This is a genomic window from Pseudomonas sp. Irchel s3a18, assembly GCF_900187535.1.
Taxonomy (GTDB): domain Bacteria; phylum Pseudomonadota; class Gammaproteobacteria; order Pseudomonadales; family Pseudomonadaceae; genus Aquipseudomonas.
In genome coordinates this window covers 57,628-80,925 of sequence record NZ_FYDV01000020.1, presented here as the reverse complement: position 1 = coordinate 80,925, position 23,298 = coordinate 57,628, and the positions used below count along the sequence as shown (strand labels likewise).

Genomic DNA, 23,298 nt, shown 5'->3' with positions numbered 1-23,298 from the left:
CATGTCGATCGAAGTGCGTAACGTCAGCAAGAACTTCAATGCGTTCAAGGCGCTGGACAACATCAGCCTGGACATCCAGAGCGGTGAACTGGTGGCGCTGTTGGGGCCGTCCGGCTGCGGCAAGACGACTCTGCTGCGAATCATCGCCGGCCTGGAGACCCCGGACCAGGGCAACATCGTGTTCCACGGTGAAGACGTCTCCGGCCACGATGTGCGTGATCGCAACGTCGGTTTCGTGTTCCAGCACTACGCCCTGTTCCGCCATATGACAGTGTTCGACAACGTGGCGTTCGGCCTGCGCATGAAACCGAAAAACCAGCGCCCGAGCGAAAGCCAGATTGCCGCCAAGGTCCACGAACTGCTGAACATGGTGCAGCTCGATTGGTTGTCGGATCGCTACCCGGAACAGCTCTCCGGCGGCCAGCGTCAGCGTATCGCGCTGGCCCGTGCCCTGGCGGTGGAGCCGAAGGTGTTGCTGCTCGACGAGCCGTTCGGCGCCCTCGATGCCAAGGTCCGTAAAGAGCTGCGCCGCTGGCTGGCGCGTCTGCACGAAGACATCAACCTGACCTCGGTGTTCGTGACTCACGACCAGGAAGAGGCGATGGAAGTGGCCGACCGCATCGTGGTGATGAACAAGGGTGTGATCGAGCAGATCGGCTCACCCGGTGACGTCTACGAAAACCCGGCCAGCGATTTTGTGTACCACTTCCTTGGTGACTCCAACCGCCTGCACCTGGGCGAAGACAATCATGTGTTGTTCCGGCCGCATGAAGTGTCGCTGTCGCGCCATGAGCTTGCCGATCACCACGCCGCCGAAGTCCGCGACATCCGCCCTCTGGGAGCAACGACGCGGGTGACCTTGAAAGTGGAAGGGCAGAGTGAACTGATCGAGGCCGAAGTGGTGAAAGACCACGATAGCCTGACGGGCCTGGCCAAGGGCGAAACGCTGTTCTTCAAACCCAAGGTCTGGCAGAAAATCGCCAATATCTGAAAGCGTTGCACGCAAGCGGGGCGCCCCCCGCTTGCTCACGAGGGTGTCCTACACCGCAGCGCGTTTTGGATTGATCCGCACCACCCCCGCCCGCGCCTCGATCTGCTCCTTGAGCTCATGGCGCATGCCGAGCATGAACGCCAGTTCCGCGACCACGAACAGCGGTCCGACAATCAACCCGGTCACATCATCGACAAACGCCGGCTTGCGCCCTTCGTAATAGTGGCCGACAAACTGGATCGCCCAGCCGAGCACAAACATCGCGATCCCGCTGCCCAGCCAGAGCAGCGTACTGTGTGCCGCGAGGATCTGGCCGAGCCAGACGGAAAGGCCCAGCAGCACCGTCATCACCACGCCCAGGCGCACCTCCAGGCGCAAGTAGAACCACGCCGAGGCCAATGCCAGCAGCACCGCCGGTGACAGCCAGAGCCCGGCCACAGGCCATCCCGGACGTGACAGCAACACGGCGACGGCAACCACGATCAGCGGGATGCCGATAAAGTGGCTGGCGATGTTACGCGGGTCACGGTGGTACGCGGCGTATTGACTGAGGTGGTCAACGAGGCTTTTCATTGTTATTCCTCCTGTAGGGATGCTGATCATGCCCTGCGATCGGTCGTGGCACTGTCAGCCACGCGACAATCATTTTGGAGTCTTCATGCCAATACAGGCCTGGCGGTCATGCCTGATGCAGGGGCAGTGGTTCAGTCATTTGTCGTCCTCTCTACAGGATAGCCTGCTGTCCCTGGCCCGCCCGCGGCGGTTGGCGTCGGGCCAGCGGCTGTTCGGGCGCGGCGATGCTCCGTGTGGCCTGTACGCGGTGCTGGAAGGCGCGGTGCGCGTCGGTGCGGTCAATGAGCAAGGCAAGGAGGCGTTGTTGAGCCTGATCGAAGCGCCGCACTGGTTTGGCGAGATCTGCCTGTTCGATGGTCAGCCACGCACCCATGATGCCTATGCCGTCGGCGAGTGCACCTTGCTGCAGATTCCGCAGGCCAGCCTGCTGGCTTTTCTCGACCAGCAACCGCAGCACTGGCGGCAGCTGGCGTTGTTGATGAGCCACAAACTGCGCCTGACCTTCATCAACCTCGAGCAGTTGACCCTACTGCCGGCATCGGCGCGGGTGGCGCACCGCTTGCTGATGATCGCCGACGGTTACGGCGAGTTCGAGCACGCCCGTCGTGTCCTGCAGTTACCTCAGGAGCAGTTGGCGCTGTTGCTGTCGCTGTCCCGCCAGACCACCAACCAGATCCTCAAGGATCTGGAAAACCAGGGCATCCTCAGCCTCGGTTATGGTGAGATCGAGATTCTCGATGCCCAGCGCTTGCGGGCATTGGCCACGCTTTGAGGCCTTGCCCACGCGGGGAACCGAGGGCCTTCAGCGCAACCCGTCGCGAAACTGTCCCGGTGTCATGCCGGTCCAGCGCTTGAAGGCGCGGCTGAAGCTGCTGGTGTCGGCAAACCCCAGCAGGTAGCTGATTTCGCTCAGTGAACATTGCGGATCGCGCAGGTGCAGCAGGGCCAGGTTTTCGCGGCTTTCGTTGAGCAGGGTGTCGAAGCGACAGCCCTCATCCGCCAAGTGCCGTTGCAGGCTGCGCAAGCTCAGGTGCAGCGCCTGGGCGATGCGTTCGGCGCTGGGTTCGCCCTCGGGCAATTGTTCTTCAATGGCATCGCGAACCTTGCGCTCCCAGGTCAGGGGCTTGAGTTGCGCCAGGGTGCGCTTGAGCACGGTTTCGTTGTGCTCGGCCAGTTCCGGGTTGGCGTCGTCCAGGTGGCTGTCGAAGTCTTCGAGGGCAAATTCCAGTCGATCTTCGTCGGCGGCGAAGTACACCGGTGAGCGGAACACCTTGTGCCATGGGTGAGGATCCATAGGCTCCGGGCGACGCAGGTACACCGCCAGCGGCGCGTACTCGCGGCCCAGGCGGTTGCGGCAGGTGCGCACGTAGATCGCGGCAAAGGCGTCGATGGCTTCCGGGGCGGGGGCCGGACTGCCTTCGGGCACCTGGAGGGTGAAGCGGTACCGGTCCTCGGCGCGACTCAGGTGCAGGTCCAGGGCGTCGCTGACCACCTGGTGATAGCGCACGATGCGTTCGAACACTTCCCGCAGGCTGCCACTGGCGACCAGCGCATAACCCAATGCGTGGAAGGTCGTGGGGCTGACAAACCGCGACACCCGTAGACCGATGGCCGGGTCGCCACTGGCATGCACCGCCACCTCCCACAAACGAGTGGTTGCCGACAGTGGATAGCGGGCATTGGGGTCGTCCATCAGTTGCGGATCGAGCCCGGCCTGCTGGCACAGTGCCGCGCTGTCGAGGCCCAGGGCGTCGAGTTGCTTGCGCAGGGCGCGGGTCCAGCTGGCGAGGGAGGTGGGTTCAATCATGATGATTGGCGCTTCCGGTCAACAGGTTGGCGTTCACAGCTAACGCCCGGCGCAAGTGCACAGGGCAGGATGCGAGCATCAATAACCAAAGGATGGAAGCATGTACGGTACTTCTGCAAGTCCCCAGGGCCAGAATGCACAGCAACGATCGGCGCATATCCGCCAAGTGGTGCTCGCACGAGGCGTCGAACTACGCCAGCGCTACCCGCTGCTCAATCATCAGGATGCCCTTGGCGCGGGCATTCTGGCCTTCGCCCTGGCCGGGATGATCGGTTCGGCGACGTTGTACATGACGGGGCACATGGCCTGGTGGGCATGCCTGCTGCTGAATGCTTTTTTTGCGTCGCTGACCCATGAACTGGAGCACGACCTGATCCACAGCATGTACTTCCGTAAACAACGCGTGCCGCACAACCTGATGATGGGCCTGGTGTGGCTGGCGCGTCCGAGCACTATCAATCCGTGGATCCGCCGCCACCTGCACCTCAATCACCACAAGGTGTCCGGCACTGAAGCCGACATGGAAGAGCGCGCCATCACCAATGGCGAGCCCTGGGGTGTTGCTCGCTTGCTGATGGTCGGTGACAACGTGATGTCGGCGTTTATCCGTGTGCTGCGGGCCAGGACCTGGGCCCACAAGTTGAGCATCCTGCAACGCAGCCTGAAGGTCTATGCGCCGCTGGCACTGATGCATTGGGGCGCGTGGTATGTGTTCCTCGGCTTTCACGGAATCAACGGCGTCGCCTGGCTGATGGGCACCTCGGTGGAGTGGTCGGCGGCGACCTTGTCAGCGATGCAGGTGATCGATGTCGCCGCCGTGGTGATCATCGGCCCGAACGTATTGCGCACCTTTTGCCTGCACTTTGTCAGCTCGAACATGCACTACTACGGCGACCTCGAAGCGGGCAACGTGATCCAGCAGACCCAGGTGCTCAACCCCTGGTGGATGTGGCCGTTACAGGCGTTCTGCTTCAACTTCGGCAGCAGCCACGGTATCCACCATTTCGTGGTGAAGGAACCGTTCTACATCCGCCAGCTGACGGTGCCGGTGGCGCACAAGGTGATGCGTGAGATGGGCGTGCGGTTTAACGACTTCGGCACGTTTGGCCGGGCGAACCGGTTCGTGCGCAAGGAGCGACAGGCAGCTGATACCGCGGTAGCGGCTCAAACCTAGTTGTTCCCACGTTGTGTGCGGGCACAAGCTGTGACGGCCGGCCTGACGTTTAGCCCGTGCTGATTACCGGAAAAAGCCAGCTCAGTTACCGGTGATCAGCAGGCAGGTTGGTGCTTTGCAGTCCTTGGCATGACTCAGTGTGACGAACTGTATGGCCGCGTCGGGAGCGACGTGGCCTTCGACGAACGCTTGAATTGCATATTACTTATCGGTCTATTTTAAGTATTAAATATTACTTTAAAGAATAAGTGTTTGAAGTAATGATTCGTCCGGCGATGCAGTGGTGTCATACGTTGAAGGGCTGATTCATCAGATCGAAACCTTGATGCGGTATTCCTCTACGCAAGAGAGCAACGCGTGACGCTACCGCTGCCTGCGCTTGAATCCATCGATTTCCGGGGCCGTCTCCTTGGCAGGGTGCGGCCCTTTTTTTATTTGGGAAAAACCACGGCGTGTGGAAATGTCCTTCATATTCTATTTAGGTCTTAATTAATAAATTCTTATTCCTTAACGAATATAAGTCTCGTCCCTATACTCGCTCAGGAATAGACACGCACAGGAGAGCCCCCCATGCGCAACGAACCCATTCGCTACCTGATTGTGCCGGGCTGGCAGGGATCGCCGGACGATCATTGGCAAACCCACTGGCAGAACAGCCTGCCGAACAGCGCACGGGTCGAGCAGGCCGATTGGCTGACGCCGCGGCGTGAAGACTGGGTGGCTGCGTTGGCCGAAGCGATCGATGCCGACAGCACGCCGGTGATCCTGATCGCCCATAGCCTGGGTTGCATCACCGTCGCGCATTGGGCAGCCACCGCGCCGTCGCAGGCGTTGCGTCAAGTTCGCGGGGCCCTGCTGGTGGCGCCTGCCGACGTCGAACGCCCGGCTTGCGTGCCGGCGTTGCGTAACTTTGCACCGATTCCGATGCACGTGCTGCCGTTCCCGAGCCAGGTCGTCAGCTCTGATAACGACGCAGCGGTCAGCGCGCCGCGCGCCCTTGAGCTGGCACGCCATTGGGGCGCCGAGGCCGGCATCCTGGCCGGTGCCGGGCACATCAATGTGAAGTCCGGTCACCATCGCTGGGAGCAGGGTTTTGCCTACCTGTATCGCCTGCAAACCCGCATGGAACATCGCGCCCTGCGTCGCGCCTGAACCTCCTTTTTATTGCAACGTCCCCGTCCGCCGACGGTTTGGGCGGGAGTCCGTCATGAGTGTGCATGAGTCTTTCGGTCAGTCCTTGCTGACCTTTCCCGATGCCGAAAAAAGCCCGTTGAGCATCCGCGCCAAGGCGCTGGTGTTCGTCGATCCACGCTCGCGCCAGCTACGCCAGGACCTTGAGGAACTGGCGCCGCGCTCGATTTGCGTATTGATCCGTGGCGAGACCGGTACCGGCAAAGAATTGCTGGCGCGGCACATTCATCGCGCCAGTGACCGCGGCGGTTTGTTTGTGTCGGTCAACTGTGGTGCCATCAGCCCGACTTACGCCGATGCTGAGTTGTTCGGTTATGCCGGTGGCAGTTTCAGCGGCTCGGCCAGCAGTCGCGCCGGCTGGTTTGGCTCGGCCAATGGCGGGACCCTGTACCTGGACGAGATTGGCGATTTGCCGTTGCCGATTCAGGCCAGATTACTGGCAGCCCTGGAGAACCATGAAGTCACCCGTGTCGGTGCGCAGCAGCCGAGTCCCGTGGATGTGCGTCTGGTGGCGGCCACCAGCATTGACTTGGCACAGGCGGTGGCCGCCGGCAAGTTCCATGAGCGACTGTTCCATTACCTCAGCGAAGGCCAGCTCGAATTGCCGGCGCTGCGCGAGCGGATCGGCGACATTCAATCGTTGGCCGAGTACTTCCTGGGGATCTACAGCCAGCGTCTTGACCTGCCAGTGCCGTTTATCAGCGAGGCAGCGCAACGGCTGCTGGAGCAACACCGTTGGCCGGGCAACACCCGTGAGCTGGAAAATGTCATTCACTTTGCGTTGCTGGTGAGTAGCGGCGAGGAGATACAACCTGCGCATTTGAACTTGCCGCAGGTGGTGTCGCCCTTGTCGTTGATCGAGCAGCAGGCCACGCAGCTCATCACCACCGGCTCGGTCGCTGAACGCGCAGCGCTCGGGCGCCTGCTCGCAAGCCTGGCGCAGGCCCTGTAGGCATTGGCGGGTGACAGAGTGGGGGTCGTTGTCAAAAGAACAAAATAGAATATGAAAGTGAATAAAAGATATTATTCAGGAATAAAAAACCTCGGTATTGTCCGCTTCACGCCACTGATAGCCCTTCACTGGCACCTCATTTTTTAGCCGTTGTCGACAACGACAAATAAGGACACTGCATGAAAAAGGTTCTGTTGTTCACCGCATTGGCGGCTGCCCTGACCGCAGGCATCGCCCAGGCAGGCGAGAAGCTGGTGGTTGCTGCAACGCCGGTGCCGCACGCCGAGATTCTCGAACTGATCAAGCCAACCCTCGCCAAACAAGGCGTGGATCTGGAGATCAAAATCTTCACCGATTACGTTCAACCGAACGTGCAAGTCGATCAGAAGCGTCTGGACGCCAACTACTTCCAGACCCTGCCGTACCTCAAGAGCTTCAACGAAGGCAAAGGCACTCACCTGGAGACGGTGATCGGTGTGCATGTCGAACCGTTCGGCGGCTACTCGAAAAAGGTCAAGTCCCTGGCTGAGCTCAAAGACGGTGCCACCATCGCCATCCCGAACGAAGGCAGCAACAGCGGTCGTGCGCTGATCCTGCTGCAGAAAGCCGGCCTGATCGAGTTGAAAGACCCGAAAAACGCCCTGGCCACGCCAAAGGACATTGCCAAGAACCCGCACAACTTCAAGTTCAAGGAACTGGAGTCGGCCATGCTGCCGCGCGTGCTGGATCAGGTCGACCTGGACATGATCAACACCAACTACGCGCTGGAAGCCGGCCTGAACCCGGCCAAGGATGCGCTGGTGATTGAAGGTGCCGATTCGCCGTACGTGAACTTCCTGGTCGCGCGTCCAGACAACAAGGACAGCGTCGCGATCCAGAAACTGGCCAAGGCCCTGACCAGTCCTGAAGTCAAAGCGTTCATTGCCCAGAAGTACAGTGGTGCGGTACTGCCAGCGTTTTGATAACGCCGTAAACCCTTTCAAGGTTTCAACGCCGACGGCTTTCACCCGCGTCGGCGTTTTTTTTATGACCGTCAGATCGGTGGCAGGCCCACTCGCCACATGATCAAGCCCTGGATCTCGGTCAGGCCGTCGGGGCCTTCAACGCCTGGCGCAACGCCACCAACCACTTCACGATATCCTGCGGGTCCAGTCGCGGGGAGGTGTTCAGGTCTGCCATGTTTATCGTCCTTGTTGGATGTTGGGTCGGGGAGTCTGGTCGTGCGCTGTTCGTCCTTGGAGGGATGATGTGAAAGAAAGCCCTCTCCTGCAGCGCAAAGGAAAATAGCTGTCACTTGCAGACTTCGCCAATCCGCGGGACAACTTTTCAAGTGACTCAAACGGCCGCCTGACCGCGCGGCCAGGCATCAGCCCGCTGTCTCAGTCCGGCCAGTTCCACGCCGGTTCATCCAGCATCCCCTGCCCAACGATTTGCGTCTGGCCAAACTGTTTCTCCAGCACGATGCAATTGCACTCGGGGTCTTGCTGCAGCGCGGCGATCAGGCGGCTGGCGTGGGATACCACCCACACCTGGCACTCTTGCGAAGCGCGGATGATCAGGCGGGCCAAGGCTGGCAGCAGGTCCGGGTGCAGGCTGGTTTCCGGTTCGTTGAGGACCATCAGCGTCGGAGGCCGTGGTGTCAGCAGCGCGGCGATCAGCAGCAGGTAGCGCAAGGTGCCGTCCGACAGTTCGGCGGCGGACAGCGGGCGTAGCAAGCCTTCCTGATAAAACTCAATGGCAAAGCGGCCGCCTTGCACGGGCTCGATGTGTAGCCGGGCACCGGGAAAGGCATCGCTGACCGCGTTTTGCAGCGCCTCGGGATCACCGATTTCCCGGATGGTCTGTAGCGCAGCCGCCAGATCACGGCCATCGTGATGCAATACCGGCGTGCGTGTACCCAGCTGTACCTGGCGCGCCGGGGCATCGGCGTCGCTGCGAAAGTGATCGTAGAAGCGCCAGCCCCGGATGTGTTCGCGCAGCAGCAAGACTTCCGGTGATGAGCGCAGGTTGCCGACCTGATCAAACAGGCTGTCGAAGGTCGGCGTGTGCTGGGCCAGGACGTCCCAGTCGCGCCCCTCACGGACCCGAATCATAGGGCCGGCGCGGTTTACCAGCAGGCTCGCCGGACGATACACGGCGCCTGCCCAGATGCATTCGCGTTTGATTTCCGGGTCCAGCGAGAAGTACGACACACGCTCTGGCAACGGCATGGGCAGGCCCAGTGCGATGGCGTAGCTGAAGTCGTCGCCGGCAAAGCCCAGGCGCAACCGCTTGGGCCCCTGGCGCAACGAGGCCTCGATCGGCACATCATGGTTGCGCATGCGTCGGCTGATGTTTTCCGGCCCGGCCCAGAAGGTCGAGTCCAGCCCGCCCTCGCGAGCCAGCGCGTTGACCACACCGCCCTGGGCGGTTTCGGCCAACAGTCGCAGTGCGCGATAGAGATTGGATTTGCCGCTGCCATTGGGTCCGGTAATCAGATTCAGCCGGCCCAGCGGGATTACCAGTTTATTGATCGAGCGGTAATTGGCCACCGCCAGGGTGTTGAGCATTGGGGAATTCCTGCTGCGTTGAAGACCAGTTTGCCTTATTGTCGGCAGCTCTGTGAGCGCTCGGTGCGTGAGTCGCTGGGCATGCACCAGGAAACCCATGGTCGGTGCTCACTGTCTGATCGTTACCTGTCCGCCCGTATTACGCAAAGGAGCTTGCATGGCTGGTCCTGGATTGAAGTGTATCGTTGGCCTGAGCCTCTTTGCCCTGTTGACCGCGTGCGGCGACAAGCAGCCCGTTGAAAAGGAACGCCCAAGGGTGTTCGTGCAAGAGGTAAAACCCACTGAATTCGCAGCCTCGGTGACCCTCACCGGGGATGTTCAGGCGCGGGTCCAGACCGAGTTGTCGTTTCGCGTGGACGGCAAGATCATCCAGCGCATGGTGGATGTCGGTGATCGCGTGTCCGCCAGGCAAGTGCTGGCCCGGCTCGACCCGAAAGACCTGCAGACCAGCCTCGACAGCGCGCTGGCCCAAGTGGTCGCCGAACAGGCGCGGGTCAAGCAGGCGGCTGCCGCGTTCGTCCGCCAGCAAAAACTCCTGCCAAAAGCCTATACCAGCCAAAGCGAATACGACTCTGCCCAGGCGGCATTGCGCAGCAGCCAAAGCGCCCTGGCGGCCGCGCAGGCGCAGTTGGCCAATGCCCGCGAGCAACTGAGCTACACCGCACTGGTTAGCGATGCACCTGGCGTGATCACTGCGCGTCAGGCTGAAGTCGGCCAGGTGGTGCAGGCCACGGTGCCGATTTTCAGCCTGGCCCGGGACGGCGAGCGTGATGCGGTGTTCAACGTCTATGAGTCACTGCTGCTTGAGGAGCCCGAAGACAAGACCGTGGTGGTCAGTCTGCTCGATGACCCGAGCATCAAGACCACCGGTATCGTGCGTGAAATTACCCCGGCCGTGTCGGCGCAAAGCGGCACGGTACAGATCAAGGTTACCCTTGCAGAACTGCCTGAAGGCATGCGGCTGGGCTCTGTAGTCAGTGCCACGGGCAAGGTCCCAGGCACGTCCGTGGTCGAGTTGCCTTGGGCGGCACTGACCAAGAACCTCAGCGAGCCGGCTGTGTGGCTGGTGGATGCGCAAGGCAAGGCACAGCTCAAAACGGTAAAAGTGGGCCGTTACCTGACCGGCAAAGTCATCATCAGCGAGGGCCTGAACGGCGGTGAGAAAGTCGTCACCGCCGGCGGTCAGTTGTTGCACCCCAATGTGTTGGTGGAGATCGTCACCCCGCCTGCCCAACCCTCGATGCAATCGCCGGGAGCCCAACCATGAAGCGCTGGGTACTGTTGTTGTCGGCGGGCCTGCTGGTGTCGGCCTGCTCGGAGAAAGAGGCGCCGCCTGAACCGGTGCGTCCGGTGTTGTCCATCAAGGTACAGGCGCTGGATCAGGAGGATCTCGGACGATTTGCCGGGACCATCCAGGCTCGCTACGAAAGCAACCTCGGTTTCCGTGTGCCGGGGCGCATCGCCAGTCGAGCAGTGGATGTCGGCAGCGAAGTCGAGAAGGGCGCGTTGCTGGCGACCCTCGACCCGACGGAGCAGCAAAACCAGCTGCGCTCCACTCAGGGCGACCTGGCTAAGATCGAGGCGCAATTGATCAACGCCCAGGCCAATGCCCGGCGTCAGCAGGAGTTGTTTGACCAAGGGGTCGGTGCCCAGGCGCAACTGGACATCGCCCAGACCGACCTGAAAACCACCCAGGCGTCACTGGATCAGGCTCGGGCGGCAGTCAACCAGGCCCGGGACCAGCTCGCCTATACCGAACTGCGCACGGATCATGCCGCTGTCGTCACGGCCTGGAACGCCGAGGCCGGGCAAGTGGTGAGCGCCGGACAGCAAGTGGTGACCCTGGCGCGGCCGGATATCAAGGAGGCGGTCATTGACCTGCCGGCGACCCTCGCCGAACAGTTGCCGACCGACGTGGTGTTCGAAGTCTCGGCGCAACTGGATCCGAGCATGCGCACAACGGCCATCATCCGCGAGATCGAACCGCAGGCACAAAGCGCGACCCGTACCCGGCGAGCCCGCCTGACCCTGACGGAAACGCCCATTGGGTTCCGCCTTGGCACGGCCATCAGCGTGAGTCTGCGTACCGCTATCGAACCGCGCATTGAACTGCCGCTGACCACCTTGCAGGAAGTCGACGGCAAAACCCGTATCTGGGTGGTCGATCCCCATACCCAAACCGTTTCTCCGCGCGAGGTCAGCGTGGTCAGCCGTGGTCCCGACAGTGTGATCCTGGGGCGGGGTCTCAAGAGTGGCGAGCGCGTGGTCAGCGCCGGTGTGAACAGCCTCAAGCCGGGGCAGAAAGTTAAAATCGACGAGGACAGCCCGCGATGAAAGGGAGTTTCAACTTATCCGAATGGGCCCTCAAGCATCAGTCCTTCGTCTGGTACCTGATGTTCGTTGCCTTGCTCATGGGCGTGTTTTCGTACCTCAACCTGGGGCGCGAGGAAGACCCTTCGTTCACCATCAAGACCATGGTGATCCAGACCCGCTGGCCCGGTGCGACCCAGGAAGAAACCCTCAAGCAGGTCACCGACCGGATCGAGAAAAAGCTCGAAGAGCTCGACTCGCTCGATTACGTGAAAAGCTACACCCGGCCCGGCGAGTCCACGGTGTATGTCTACTTGCACGACACCACCAAGGCCAAGGACATTCCGGAAATCTGGTACCAGGTGCGCAAGAAGATCAACGATATTCGCGGCACCTTCCCGCAAGGCATACAGGGGCCGTCGTTCAACGACGAATTCGGTGATGTGTTCGGCTCGGTGTTCGCCTTTACCGCCGATGGCCTGTCGATGCGCCAGTTGCGCGACTACGTCGAGCAGGCGCGCGCCGAGATCCGCGACGTACCGGGACTGGGCAAGATCGAAATGGTCGGCCAGCAGGACGAAGTGCTGTACCTGAACTTCTCCACGCGCAAGCTGGCGGCCCTGGGGCTTGACCAGCGCGAGGTGGTGCAGAGCCTGCAAGCTCAGAACGCCGTGACCCCGGCCGGGGTGATCGAGGCCGGTCCCGAGCGGATTTCCGTGCGCACCTCCGGGCAGTTTGCTTCGGAGAAAGACCTGGCGGCGGTCAATCTGCGGCTCAACGACCGTTTCTACCGCCTGGCCGACATCGCGGACATTACCCGTGGCTATGTCGACCCGGCCGCGCCGATGTTCCGCTTCAATGGCCAGCCGGCCATTGGCCTGGCGATTGCCATGAAGGCGGGCGGCAACATTCAGGAGTTCGGCAAGGCCCTGCACGCGCGCATGGACCAGCTCACCGCTGACTTGCCGGTGGGGGTTGGCGTGCACAAGGTGTCGGACCAGGCCGAAGTGGTGGAGGAGGCCGTTGGCGGCTTCACCAGCGCGCTGTTCGAAGCGGTCATCATCGTGCTGGTGGTCAGCTTCATCAGCCTTGGCGTGCGCGCCGGGCTGGTGGTGGCGTGTTCGATTCCGCTGGTGCTGGCGATGGTCTTTGTGTTCATGGAATACAGTGGCATCACCATGCAGCGGATCTCCCTCGGTGCGTTGATCATCGCCCTGGGTCTGCTGGTAGATGACGCGATGATCACCGTCGAGATGATGGTCACGCGCCTGGAAATGGGGGAAACCAAGGAACAGGCGGCGACCTTCGCCTATACCTCGACCGCGTTCCCGATGCTCACCGGGACCCTGGTGACCGTCGCCGGTTTTGTGCCGATCGGGCTGAACGGTAGCTCTGCCGGCGAATACACCTTCACCTTGTTTGCCGTGATCGCGGTGGCCATGATCGTGTCGTGGATTGTCGCGGTGCTGTTTGCCCCGGTGATCGGCGTGCACATCCTCAGTACCAAGGTCAAACCGCACTCTGCCGAGCCAGGGCGTATCGGCCGGGCCTTCAACGGTGGTTTGCTCTGGTGCATGCGCAATCGTTGGTGGGCCATCGGTATCACCGTGCTGTGCTTTGTGCTGGCGGTGTTTTCCATGCGCTTTGTGCAGAACCAGTTCTTCCCCTCGTCCGATCGTCCGGAAATTCTCGTCGACCTGAACCTGCCGCAAAACGCCTCGCTGGATGAAACCCGCAAGGCCGTTGACCGCCTGGAAGCGACCCTCAAGGGCGACCCGGATATCGTGCGCTGGAGCACGTACATCGGCCAGGGCGCGATTCGTTTCTACCTGCCACTCGACCAGCAATTGCAGAACCCCTTCTATGCGCAGCTGGTGATCGTCAGCAAGGACTTCCAGGCGCGCACGGAGCTCAGCCAGCGGTTGCGCGAGCGGCTGCGCAAGGATTTCGTCGGTATCGGCAGCTATGTACAAGCGCTGGAAATGGGCCCGCCGGTCGGTCGGCCGATCCAGTACCGGGTCAGCGGCAAGGACATCGATCAGGTGCGCAAGCACGCCATCGATCTGGCCAGCGAACTGGACAAGAACCCGCACATCGGCGAGATCATTTTTGACTGGAACGAACCGGGCAAGGTCTTGCGCATCGATATTGCCCAGGACAAGGCGCGGCAACTCGGGTTGTCATCCGAGGACGTGGCCAGCTTGATGAATGGCATCGTCAGCGGCTCGACGGTGACCCAGGTTGACGATGACATCTACCTGATCAACGTGATCGGCCGCGCGGTGGACAGCGAACGAGGGACGCCGGAAACCCTGCAGAATCTGCAGATCGTGACACCGGGTGGCACCTCGATTCCGTTGCTGGCCTTCGCCACCGTGCGCTATGAGCTGGAGCAGCCACTGGTCTGGCGTCGTGACCGCAAGCCGACGATCACCATCAAGGCGGCGGTTCGCGATGAGATCCAGCCCACTGACCTGGTGCGGTTGTTGAAGCCGGACATCGATAAATTCGCCGCCACGTTGCCAGTGGGCTACAAGGTCGCCACGGGGGGCACGGTGGAGGAGAGCGGCAAGGCTCAGGGGCCGATCGCCAAAGTGGTGCCGCTGATGCTGTTCCTGATGGCGACCTTCCTGATGATCCAGCTGCACAGCGTGCAGAAGCTGTTCCTGGTCGCCAGTGTCGCGCCGCTGGGTCTGATCGGCGTAGTCCTGGCGCTGATTCCCACGGGCACGCCCATGGGCTTTGTGGCGATCCTGGGGATTCTCGCGCTGATCGGTATCATCATCCGCAACTCGGTGATCCTGGTGACCCAGATTGACGAACTCGAGCGCAGCGGCTGCTCCCCCTGGGATGCCGTGGTGCAAGCCACCGAACACCGTCGCCGGCCGATCCTGCTCACCGCCGCCGCCGCGAGCATGGGCATGATCCCGATTGCCCGTGAGGTGTTCTGGGGGCCGATGGCCTACGCGATGATTGGCGGGATTATTGTCGCCACCTTGCTGACGCTGTTGTTCCTGCCGGCGCTGTATGTGGCCTGGTACAAGATCAAGGAACCGCAGAAACAAGCCGTTTGATGATCGTTCCCACGCGCCTGCGTGGGGGAATGCCTCCCGGGACGCCCCGCGTCCCTGCGTCACCACCGCAGGGCGTTACCGACTTCAATCTGTTATCCCTTGCGCCAGACACTCGCCAACCAGGGCTGCTGCTCCCTCGGCAGCCCCGCTGGCCGGTAGTAATGTTCCAGCTCCACAAACCCTGCCGCTGTCAGCAGTACCTGCCACGCCGCCAGGTCGTGATAGGCCCCGAAACGCTGCCCGCTCCAGCCTTCACGGTTATCCCCGCGCGGGTTCGAACTGAACAAAACCCCACCCGGTTTCAAGGTGCCGTGCAGCTGCTTGAGCACTCGGGGCAGTTCTTGAACAGGAATGTGAAACAGCACGGCATTGGCGAAAATGCCGTCGAAGTGTTCGGCCGGCAGGTCGAGGTTGAGAAAGTCTTGCTGCCAGACCTCACAGCCGCTGTCATCGCGCGCCATCTGGGCAAAACGTTCACAGCCGTCGAGGCCAATGGCAACGTGACCCATGGCGGTGAAGGTTTTCAGGTCACGGCCCGGCCCACAGCCAAAATCGAGCAAGGTGAACGGTGCCGTACCCTGGATATGCCGTAGCAGCGCGTCGATGTTCTGGCTGACATCGTGATCGCGAGTGCCTTCGCGAAAGTCCTCGGCCACCTCCTGGTAGTGGCCCAGGGTGGTGGTCGTGATCTGCTGGAGGTCGTCGGGGGTGTGCTTCATGATCGGCTGCGCAGGCAAAGGAGATGGGCCGACTATAAGCTTTTTTTGCGTCTGATCGTTCCCGGGCTCCGCGTCTCTTCGGCGGAAAACGATTCAACGTTTGTTGACGACCCGTGCCAGTCGATCCCCTCCAACCTGAATCGCCGCCACCAATATCACCAGTAGTGCAATCACCGTGAGCATGATCTGGCTGTCGAAACGCTGATAGCCGTAGCGGTACGCGATATCTCCCAACCCACCGGCACCAATGGCACCGGCCATGGCCGAGGAGTTGATCATGGTCACCAGGGTGATGGTGAACCCGCCGACAATCCCCGGCAGTGCTTCGGGCAGCAGCACATGCCAAATGATGTGCCAGCGCCGGCAGCCCATGGCCTGTGCCGCTTCGATCAAACCGTGGTCGACCTCGCGCAAACTGACTTCCGCTATGCGCGCAAAGAATGGCGTGGCGGCGATGGTCAGCGGCACCACGGCGGCCCAGACGCCATAGGTGGTGCCGACGATCAGGCGGGTGAAGGGAATCAGCGCGACCATCAGGATCAGGAACGGAATCGACCTGAACAGGTTCACAAAGGCTCCCAGCGCACGGTTCAATGCCGGCGCTTCGTAGATCCCGCCCTTGGAACTGGTGACCAGGATCACCGCCAGCGGAATACCCGCCAACAGTGCGATCAGCGACGACACGCCAACCATCAGGAAGGTGTCGATAACGCCCTGCAACAATCGATCAAACCACATAACCCAGCACCTCCACCTGTTGTGCCCATTGAGTGGCCCGTTGACGCAGTTCTTCGGCACCCAGGGACGAGCCTGTTACCGCCAGCAGCCATTGCCCGAGGGCATGCCCCTGGATCCGTTCGACACCCCCTTGCAGTAAGCGCACCTGCCCACCCAGGGCGCCGAACAGCGCTGCCAGGTCAGGTTCTTCCGCGCCGCTGCCAGTGAACTGCAAACGCAGCACCACGGCGGCTTGCGCTGAATGTGGCTGGGACTGCAGGCGGCTTTGCAGCTCTTCTGGCAGTCCGTGTTGCAACGGCGCCAGCAAGGTTTTGCTGACCTCGTGTCGTGGGTTGCCAAACACTTCCCAGACCGGGCCTTGCTCGACGATTCGCCCGTGTTCGAGCACCACCACCCGATCACAGATATCGCGGATCACCGCCATCTCGTGAGTGATCAGGATGATGGTCAGTCCCAGGCGCTGATTGATCTCGCGCAAAAGGCCGAGGATCGACTGGGTGGTTTCCGGGTCCAGTGCTGAGGTCGCCTCGTCGCACAGCAGAATCTGCGGATCGTGCACCAGCGCCCGGGCGATGCCGACGCGCTGCTTTTGCCCTCCCGAGAGCTGTGCCGGGTAGGCATTGTGCTTGGTGTGCAGGCCCACCAGTTCCAGCAGCTCACGCACCTTGGTTTCGCGTTCGGCTTTCGGCACTCCGGCGACCTTCAGCGGCAGCTCGACGTTCTGCCAGACGGTCTTGGCCGACATCAGGTTGAAGTGCTGGAAGATCATGCCGATGCGCCGCCGCAATGCCACCAGGCGGTCCTCATCGAACTCGCCGATGTCCACGTGATCGATCAGCACCCGGCCGCTGCTCGGCTGCTCAAGGCGGTTGATGGTGCGGATCAGCGACGATTTGCCGGCGCCGCTGCGGCCGATGATGCCGAACACTTCGCCGCGCTGGATCGCCAGGTCGATGCCCTGCAGTGCCGCCACCGGCCCCTGTTGGCCCTCGTAGGTCTTACCCAGGCCGATGAAGCGCACGTGAGCGTGGGTGAGTTGCGGATGCAGTTCGGTCTGTTCGGCGTCATGGGGCTCTGGAATCTCCAGTCGCCGTTGGATGGCGGCGCTCATGCTCAGCTTTCCCAGCCGGCTTGGTAGAGCTTGCCGTGGGCCTTGTCCAGGGCGGCGCGCACTACGGGTGAATGCTGGTAGATATCGACGAACTTGATCAGGCGCGGGTCGGTCTTGCTTTTCGGCTGGATCACGAACTGGATCACGTATTCCTTGTGGTCGAGTCCGTCGAACAGCAGGGCAGAACCGGCGTCGAAGGTCTTGGCCAAGCGGATGTAGGCGGGGTAGCCCTGCACCAGGTCGGCGTCATCATAGGCGCGCACCAGTTGCACGGCTTCGACCTGAAGAATCTTGATCTGCTTCGGGTTGGCGACGATGTCGTCTTCGGTGGCTTTGTAGCCGACCCCCGGCTTGAGGCTGATCAGCCCGGCCTTGGCCAGCAACTGCAGGCCGCGTCCGCTGTTGATCGGATCGTTGGCGATGGCCACGCTGGCGCCCACTGGCAGTTCGTCGAAGCTTTTGTATTTTTTCGAGTACAGGCCGACGTTGTTGATGATCCCCGGCGCGAACGGCACCAGGTCAAGGTGGGCGGTGGCCTTGGCGTTTTCCAGGAACGGGATGTGCTGGAAGTAGTTCACGTCGATGTCCCCTGAGGCCAGGCTGACGTTCGGGGCGATCCAGTCGCTGAACTCCACCAGTTCGACCTTCAGACCTTGTTTGCCGGCTTCTTCGACAGCGGCTTCAAGGGGAATGGCGAAGGCGGCGGTGGTGCCGATTTTCAGGGGCGCGTCGGCGGCGAAAACCGCCGGGCTGAACAGGCCGAGGGCCAGGGCCAGTGCTTTGACTGGGCGAGTAAACAGAGTGTTTTTCATCATTGGGCTTCCAGTCAGTTTAAAGTCGTTCGTTCCAATGGGGTGCGCGGGAACGATCAGTTACGGTAAGTCGAACCGGTATGTTGTCCGGGCAATTGCGCGTCGGCGTGAAACAGCTTTTCGCGCAGCGTGCCCGTCTCGTACTCGGTCTTGTACGAGCCGCGTTGCTGCAGTTCGGGAATCACCAGGTCGATGAAGTCGACATAGCTTTCCGGGGTGACGATGCGGGTCAGGTTGAAGCCGTCCAGGCCGGTTTCGGCGATCCACGATTCCAGTTCGTCGGCCACTTGACCGGGCGAGCCCACCACCGTGATGTAGCGTCCGCCCAGGGCGTGTTGCTCAAGTAATCTGCGCCGGGTCCAATCGTTGTTTTGCAGGTGCCGGGTCGCGGACTGGATGGCGTTGCTTTTCACGTACTGGATCGGCTCATCGAGTTCGTACCCGGAAAAATCGATTCCGGTGGAGGCGGAAAAATGCGCCACGCCCGCCTCGGCACTGGCGTAGCTCAGGTACTCGGCATGCTTGGCCCAGGCCAGCGCCTCGGTGGCCCCGACGATCACGTTCAAGCCCATGAACACCTTGATGTCGCCCGGGTTGCGCCCCGCCTCGATGGCGCTGGTGCGCACCTTGTCCACCTGGGCCCGGGTCGAGGCCTTGTCCTGGCCACTGATGAACACGCATTCGGCGTGCTGGCCGGCGAACTGCAAGCCGCGCTCCGAACTGCCGGCCTGGAACAGCACCGGGGTGCGCTGCGGTGAGGGTTCGCACAGGTGATAGCCCTCGACCTGATAGAACTCGCCGTGGTGCTCGACCTTGTGCACTTTGTCCGGCCGGGCGTAGATGCGCTGCGCCCGGTCGTTGATCACCGCGTCGTTCTCCCAGCTGCCTTCCCAGAGCTTGTAGAGCACTTGCAGGTATTCGTCGGCCTGGTCGTAGCGCCGGTCATGCTCCACTTGTTCATTCAGGCCCATGGCCTTGGCGGCGCTGTCCAGGTAGCCGGTGACGATGTTCCAGCCCACCCGGCCACGGCTCAGGTGGTCGAGTGTCGACAGGCGCCGGGCGAACAGGTACGGCGGCTCGTAGGTGAGGTTGGCGGTCAGGCCGAAACCGAGGTTTTTCGTCACCGCCGCCATGGCCGAGACCAGCAGCAACGGGTCGTTGACCGGCAGTTGGATCGACTCTTTCAGGGGGACGTCGACCGAGTCTTGATAAACGTCATACACCCCAACGATGTCGGCGACGAACAAACCGTCGAACAGCCCGCGTTCAAGCAACTGTGCCAGTTCGGTCCAGTACTCGACGGTCTTGTACTGGGTCGAGTTGTCCCGTGGATGAGTCCACAAGCCATGGTTGATGTGCCCGATGCAGTTCATGTTGAAGGCATTGAGCAGGATCTTTTTCTTCGCTTCTGCAGGGCGGCTCATCAGATGCTCCCCCGCAGCGGCGGGTTTTCGTCGTTGAGGTAGTAGTTGCCCACCGCGTGGTACTTCCAGCGCACCGGATCGTGCAGGGTATGCACACGTGCGTTGCGCCAGTGCCGGTCCAGGCCGTGCTCGGCGAGTGTTGCCTGACTGCCGGCCAGTTCGAACAGCGTGCTGCCGGCCGCCAGCGAAATTTCGGTGCTGATGGCGCGGGCTTCGGCTACGGCAATCGAGGCCGCCGCGACGGTTTGCGCGTTGCTCCGGGCCTGCGCCGCATCGAGGTATTCGCCGGCGCGTTCGAGCAAGGCTTCCGTGGCGTGCAGGCGGATGCTCAGTTGGCCGAAGCGCTTGATCGTCAGTGGGTCTTCGGTGGCCTTGTCGCTGCCTGCGTCGATCCACGGCCGGGTTTTGGTCCGCACGAAATGCAGCGCGTCTTCATAGGCGGCGCGAGCGATGCCGGTGTCGATGGCGGCGTGGAGTATCTGTGCCAGTGGGCCAACGGTGGTCGGGCGTTCGAAGGCACTCTGGAGCGGCACCACGTCGTCGGCTGACACGTAGACCTCTTCGAACACCACCGAGCCGCTGCCGGTGGTGCGCTGGCCAAAGCCGCTCCAGTCGTCGATCACCGTCAGCCCGAGGCTGTCACGCGGGACGAAGGCCAGTTGCTGGACGCCGTTTTCATCGACCACCGATGTGGGGATCCGTTGCGCGTAGATCGCGCCGGTCGCGTAAAACTTGCGCCCGCTAATGCGATAACCGTCGCCGTCGGGTGTCAGGCGGGTTGTCCGGTCGTGAGCGGTTCGGGTTCCCAGTTCGGCCAGGGCATTGCCGAAGCGCTGGCCGGCCAGCGCTTCGGCGTACAGACGTCTTTTCTGCGCCTGGCTGCCATTGATACGCAGCACTTCGAGGGCATAAAAATGGTTCTGCGGGATTTGCCCCAGGGAGCCGTCAGCCTGGGCGATCAGGGCAATGACCTTGGCCAGGGTGACGCTGGAAACCCCTGCGCCGCCATGCTCCCTGGGCACACTGATGCCCCACAGGCCAGAACGTGAAAAAACGTCCAGTTCCGGGTGCGGCAAGCGGCGTTCACGGTCGCGCAGGGCGCTGTCGCGTTTGAAGTCATCGGCCAGGTCGCTGGCGACAATAAGGGCATGCTCATCGCTGGTGATGACCGCGACGGAGCGGGAAAGAGTCATGTGTTTCTCCAGAGGTCGGGTCGGTCAGATCCAGGAATGCCGGGCCGGCAACGTGCCGTTGAGGTGATAGCTGCCCACCGCGTGATACTTCCAGCGCACCGGGTCGTGCAGGGTATGCACGCGGGCGTTGCGCCAGTGGCGGTCGAGGTTGAACTCGGCGAGGGTGGCGCGGCTGCCGGCCAGTTCGAAGAGTTTTTCGCTGGCCAGCAACGAGATCTCGGTGGTCAGCGCCTTGGCTTCGGCCACCGCAATCGAGGCGTGGGCAGCAGACTGGGCGGTGACCGGTGCAGCGCTGACCTGATCGAGCACCCGACCGGCCTTGCGCAACAGTGCTTGGGCGGCGTGCAGTTCGATTTTCAGTTTGCCGATGTCGGCAATCACGTAGAGGTCGTCGCTGGCCCGGTCGACCTTGGCATCGACCCATGGCCGGGATTGTTCGCGAACGAAGCGGATGGCGTCATCGATGGCCTCACGGGCAATGCCGACATCGATGGCGGCCTGGATCAGTTGTGACACGGCGCCCTGAATGTTCGGGCTGTCATTGATTCGCCAGTTGTCCACCACCAGGCTGGCTTCGACACGTACGTTGTGCAGCAGCACAGTGCCGCTGGCCGTGGTGCGCTGGCCAAACCCCGACCAGTCATCAACGATGCGCAGCCCAGGGGCGCCACGACGCACGAATGCGATGACTTGCTTGCCATCGTCGTTCAGTGCCTTGACCGCAATCCAGTGGGCGAACAGCGCGCCGGTGGAGTAGAACTTCTGGCCATTGAGCACGAAACCATCACCCTCGGCGGTGATGCGGGCCTTGAGTTCCAGGGTGTTCTTGCTACCGCGTTCGGGACCTGCGTTGCCGATGCGCGCACCCTCGAGCACGCTTTGGAACAACTGCTGTTTCTGCGGTTCGCGGGCAACGTGCTGGAGCAGGTTCAGAATGCCGAACTGGTTCTGCGGGATTTGTCCCAACGCCGGGTCCGCCGCGGAAATGATCGCGAAGACTTCAGCGAGGGTGACGTATGAAACCTCGGGTCCACCGAACGCTTTGCCAATGGCAATACTGCCCAGGCCGCTGCGGGTGAACTGCTCGATCTGTGCCCATGGCAATGTGCGTTGCTGATCGCGTTGCGCCGCATGCAGGCGGGCAACATTCGCCAGTTCACGGGCAGCTTCAAGGGCTTGTGCGTCGTTGCGCAGTACGTGCGCAGGCAACAACGGCGGGGCGATGTCCAGATCGCTCTGAACGCTTGCTTCGGCCAGACTGGACATCACTGCCACTCCTTGGCTGTACGCAATGCCCTGGCGATCTGCACTGGGGTGATTGTGTTCCGGACCATACCTACCTCACATCTGATGGATAAGCCGCTCGTGCGGCGAAATCGAATTCAAGAATGTCCGGTGGTCCGGTTCATATACCCTAATAGTGTATAAAAAATAAATAAACTAACATTTTGGAATATACATAGACGGTCAACGTTGCACCTCGGTGGCGAGGGGCTTGCCCTGTCAGGCTGCAAGCGTGGGTGTTCAGGAGTGCGGGTGGTTTCTGTCCGAACGTGGGCCAGCGCCTTCTGCGCAGGGGGCCGCAGTGCACGGCGCTTGCTTGGGCAGCGTGGTGTAGCAGGGTAGGGTGCCGCCGATCTTCAAGGTGCGAGCTGGCGCCCAGCGTGAGTTGTTCCCCACCCGGTCAAGGATGCAATAGGTGACTTCCAGGCGGTTGTCGTCACCCGCCTCGAGAATCATGGCCGGTGGCACCCAGACATTGACCGGCTTGCCGACCTCGCTCGGTTTGACCGTGGGCAGGTCCATGCGCACATCGCCCCAGCGCAGAGTGATCGCATCATCGGCGGCCATGTTCAGATAGGGCTCGATGGTCAGCGGAACGCCACGCTTGATCTGGCTTGGATTCACCCCGTGACGGCGGATCATCTCTGGAATGCCCAGTGGCTCCAGATTCTGGTTTTCGTCGACGCACAAGGCATGAGGCTGGCCTCCCGGGCAATCGAGTTTGACCTGAACCCGTTTCGCTGCCGACAACGCCGGGCTTCGTCCAACCTGCATGACTTGATAGTGGATTCGCGAGTTGCCGGTGCGGATGAAGCTTTCCGGCACGCGCAAGTGCACTGGTTGGCCGATATCGGTGGCACCGAGCATCCTGGACGCCACATAGCAGTCGTCCCAGTACAACTCGATCAGGTCGCCCTCTTCCATGCTGGCATAAGGTGATATCTCGATCAGCAGGTGAGCGGCAGAGGTGATATTGATGGCTGACCCCGGCGATTGCGCCAAGCGGGGAGCTGTCAGTTCAACTGTGTTCGACATGCAGTTCATGAGTGTTCTCCTTGAAATAGTGCAGCGAAGTCCATTTCGCAATGATGGGCCGCAATAAGTTGGCAGTGATTCAAGCAGTTAACTGTTATTGATAGTGTTGTGAGTATTTAAAGTGTTGTGAAGAGTTTGTCGGCGTCTAGATAAAAGCGCGCTTGATGACGTGTCAATAGTCAGAAGTTAATAACGTTGCTATGTTTTGCTATTCAGAAAGCTCCTACGTTATTCAGATCGGCAATGGACAACGGGTCGACCTTTTTCTTGGGGGATGACTGATCTGGAGCCATAATATCTGGCACTTTACGGGGTGGGTATGGGCAGGATATGTAGCCGCGTACGTGACAGGAGGGCGCAG

20 protein-coding genes are annotated in these 23,298 nt (G+C 61.4%); 9 read left to right on the top strand and 11 right to left on the bottom strand.

The window, feature by feature from the left end; all coding sequences use genetic code 11:
* The first annotated feature begins 1 nt into the window (after position 1).
* Positions 2-991, top strand: a complete 990-nt coding sequence (locus tag CKW29_RS22025) for a sulfate/molybdate ABC transporter ATP-binding protein (protein WP_095082079.1) — start codon at positions 2-4, stop codon at positions 989-991.
* A 48-nt stretch (positions 992-1,039) separates the two neighbouring features.
* Here CKW29_RS22025 and CKW29_RS22020 read toward each other — a convergent pair whose 3' ends face one another.
* Positions 1,040-1,564 (bottom strand): DUF962 domain-containing protein, encoded by a 525-nt coding sequence (locus tag CKW29_RS22020; protein ID WP_095144495.1) that lies wholly within the window; start codon positions 1,562-1,564, stop codon positions 1,040-1,042.
* Positions 1,565-1,649: 85 nt separating this feature from the next.
* Here CKW29_RS22020 and CKW29_RS22015 point away from each other — a divergent pair, with 85 nt between their 5' ends.
* Positions 1,650-2,336 carry a Crp/Fnr family transcriptional regulator gene (locus tag CKW29_RS22015; RefSeq protein WP_095144496.1) on the top strand — a complete coding sequence of 229 codons (687 nt, stop codon included), beginning with the start codon at positions 1,650-1,652 and terminating at the stop codon, positions 2,334-2,336.
* A 30-nt stretch (positions 2,337-2,366) separates the two neighbouring features.
* Here CKW29_RS22015 and CKW29_RS22010 read toward each other — a convergent pair whose 3' ends face one another.
* Positions 2,367-3,371, bottom strand: coding sequence for an AraC family transcriptional regulator (locus CKW29_RS22010; RefSeq protein WP_095082087.1), 1,005 nt, complete (start codon positions 3,369-3,371; stop codon positions 2,367-2,369).
* A gap of 100 nt (positions 3,372-3,471) precedes the next feature.
* Between CKW29_RS22010 and CKW29_RS22005 the strand changes: the two genes are divergently transcribed.
* The 4 genes from CKW29_RS22005 to CKW29_RS21990 all read left to right on the top strand — a co-directional run bounded on the left by CKW29_RS22005 (position 3,472) and on the right by CKW29_RS21990 (position 7,650).
* Complete coding sequence (locus tag CKW29_RS22005; RefSeq protein ID WP_095144497.1) at positions 3,472-4,545, top strand: fatty acid desaturase; 1,074 nt, start codon at positions 3,472-3,474, stop codon at positions 4,543-4,545.
* 570 nt (positions 4,546-5,115) lie between these two features.
* A complete protein-coding gene (locus CKW29_RS22000) occupies positions 5,116-5,697 on the top strand; it encodes an alpha/beta hydrolase (protein ID WP_095144498.1) in 582 nt (193 codons plus the stop codon).
* A gap of 55 nt (positions 5,698-5,752) precedes the next feature.
* Positions 5,753-6,688, top strand: coding sequence for a sigma 54-interacting transcriptional regulator (locus tag CKW29_RS21995; protein ID WP_095144499.1), 936 nt, complete (start codon positions 5,753-5,755; stop codon positions 6,686-6,688).
* Between the two features lie 179 nt (positions 6,689-6,867).
* The gene (locus tag CKW29_RS21990; protein ID WP_095144500.1) at positions 6,868-7,650 is read left to right on the top strand and encodes a MetQ/NlpA family ABC transporter substrate-binding protein; all 783 of its coding nucleotides are present in this window, start codon (positions 6,868-6,870) and stop codon (positions 7,648-7,650) included.
* Between the two features lie 417 nt (positions 7,651-8,067).
* Here the strand turns inward: CKW29_RS21990 and CKW29_RS21985 are convergent, their stop codons facing one another.
* Complete coding sequence (locus CKW29_RS21985) at positions 8,068-9,237, bottom strand: AAA family ATPase (RefSeq protein WP_095144501.1); 1,170 nt, start codon at positions 9,235-9,237, stop codon at positions 8,068-8,070.
* A gap of 157 nt (positions 9,238-9,394) precedes the next feature.
* Here CKW29_RS21985 and CKW29_RS21980 point away from each other — a divergent pair, with 157 nt between their 5' ends.
* The 3 genes from CKW29_RS21980 to CKW29_RS21970 are packed head-to-tail and all read left to right on the top strand — an operon-like array spanning position 9,395 to position 14,621.
* A complete protein-coding gene (locus CKW29_RS21980; RefSeq protein ID WP_095144502.1) occupies positions 9,395-10,504 on the top strand; it encodes an efflux RND transporter periplasmic adaptor subunit in 1,110 nt (369 codons plus the stop codon).
* The gene (locus tag CKW29_RS21975) at positions 10,501-11,571 is read left to right on the top strand and encodes an efflux RND transporter periplasmic adaptor subunit (RefSeq protein ID WP_095144503.1); all 1,071 of its coding nucleotides are present in this window, start codon (positions 10,501-10,503) and stop codon (positions 11,569-11,571) included. The genes CKW29_RS21980 and CKW29_RS21975 overlap by 4 nt, the downstream gene beginning before the upstream one ends.
* A complete protein-coding gene (locus CKW29_RS21970) occupies positions 11,568-14,621 on the top strand; it encodes an efflux RND transporter permease subunit (RefSeq protein WP_095144504.1) in 3,054 nt (1,017 codons plus the stop codon). The genes CKW29_RS21975 and CKW29_RS21970 overlap by 4 nt, the downstream gene beginning before the upstream one ends.
* A 92-nt stretch (positions 14,622-14,713) precedes the next feature.
* Here the strand turns inward: CKW29_RS21970 and CKW29_RS21965 are convergent, their stop codons facing one another.
* The 8 genes from CKW29_RS21965 to CKW29_RS21930 all read right to left on the bottom strand — a co-directional run bounded on the left by CKW29_RS21965 (position 14,714) and on the right by CKW29_RS21930 (position 22,946).
* Positions 14,714-15,340 (bottom strand): bifunctional 2-polyprenyl-6-hydroxyphenol methylase/3-demethylubiquinol 3-O-methyltransferase UbiG, encoded by a 627-nt coding sequence (locus CKW29_RS21965; RefSeq protein WP_095144505.1) that lies wholly within the window; start codon positions 15,338-15,340, stop codon positions 14,714-14,716.
* Positions 15,341-15,433: 93 nt separating this feature from the next.
* On the bottom strand, positions 15,434-16,078 hold the full coding sequence (locus tag CKW29_RS21960; RefSeq protein WP_095144506.1) for a methionine ABC transporter permease: 645 nt from the start codon (positions 16,076-16,078) through the stop codon (positions 15,434-15,436).
* Positions 16,068-17,189 (bottom strand): methionine ABC transporter ATP-binding protein, encoded by a 1,122-nt coding sequence (locus CKW29_RS21955; RefSeq protein WP_095144507.1) that lies wholly within the window; start codon positions 17,187-17,189, stop codon positions 16,068-16,070. Before CKW29_RS21955 ends, CKW29_RS21960 begins: the two co-directional genes overlap by 11 nt.
* Positions 17,190-17,191: 2 nt before the next feature.
* Positions 17,192-18,004, bottom strand: a complete 813-nt coding sequence (locus tag CKW29_RS21950) for a MetQ/NlpA family ABC transporter substrate-binding protein (RefSeq protein WP_371850803.1) — start codon at positions 18,002-18,004, stop codon at positions 17,192-17,194.
* Between the two features lie 53 nt (positions 18,005-18,057).
* Positions 18,058-19,425, bottom strand: a complete 1,368-nt coding sequence (locus CKW29_RS21945; RefSeq protein ID WP_095149115.1) for an LLM class flavin-dependent oxidoreductase — start codon at positions 19,423-19,425, stop codon at positions 18,058-18,060.
* Positions 19,425-20,618 (bottom strand): SfnB family sulfur acquisition oxidoreductase, encoded by a 1,194-nt coding sequence (locus CKW29_RS21940; RefSeq protein ID WP_095149114.1) that lies wholly within the window; start codon positions 20,616-20,618, stop codon positions 19,425-19,427. Before CKW29_RS21940 ends, CKW29_RS21945 begins: the two co-directional genes overlap by 1 nt.
* 24 nt (positions 20,619-20,642) lie before the next feature.
* The gene (locus CKW29_RS21935; RefSeq protein WP_095144511.1) at positions 20,643-21,884 is read right to left on the bottom strand and encodes an SfnB family sulfur acquisition oxidoreductase; all 1,242 of its coding nucleotides are present in this window, start codon (positions 21,882-21,884) and stop codon (positions 20,643-20,645) included.
* 258 nt (positions 21,885-22,142) lie between these two features.
* Entirely contained in the window at positions 22,143-22,946 is an 804-nt protein-coding gene (locus tag CKW29_RS21930) for a hypothetical protein (RefSeq protein WP_095149113.1), read from the bottom strand.
* Between the last annotated feature and the right edge of the window lie 352 nt (positions 22,947-23,298).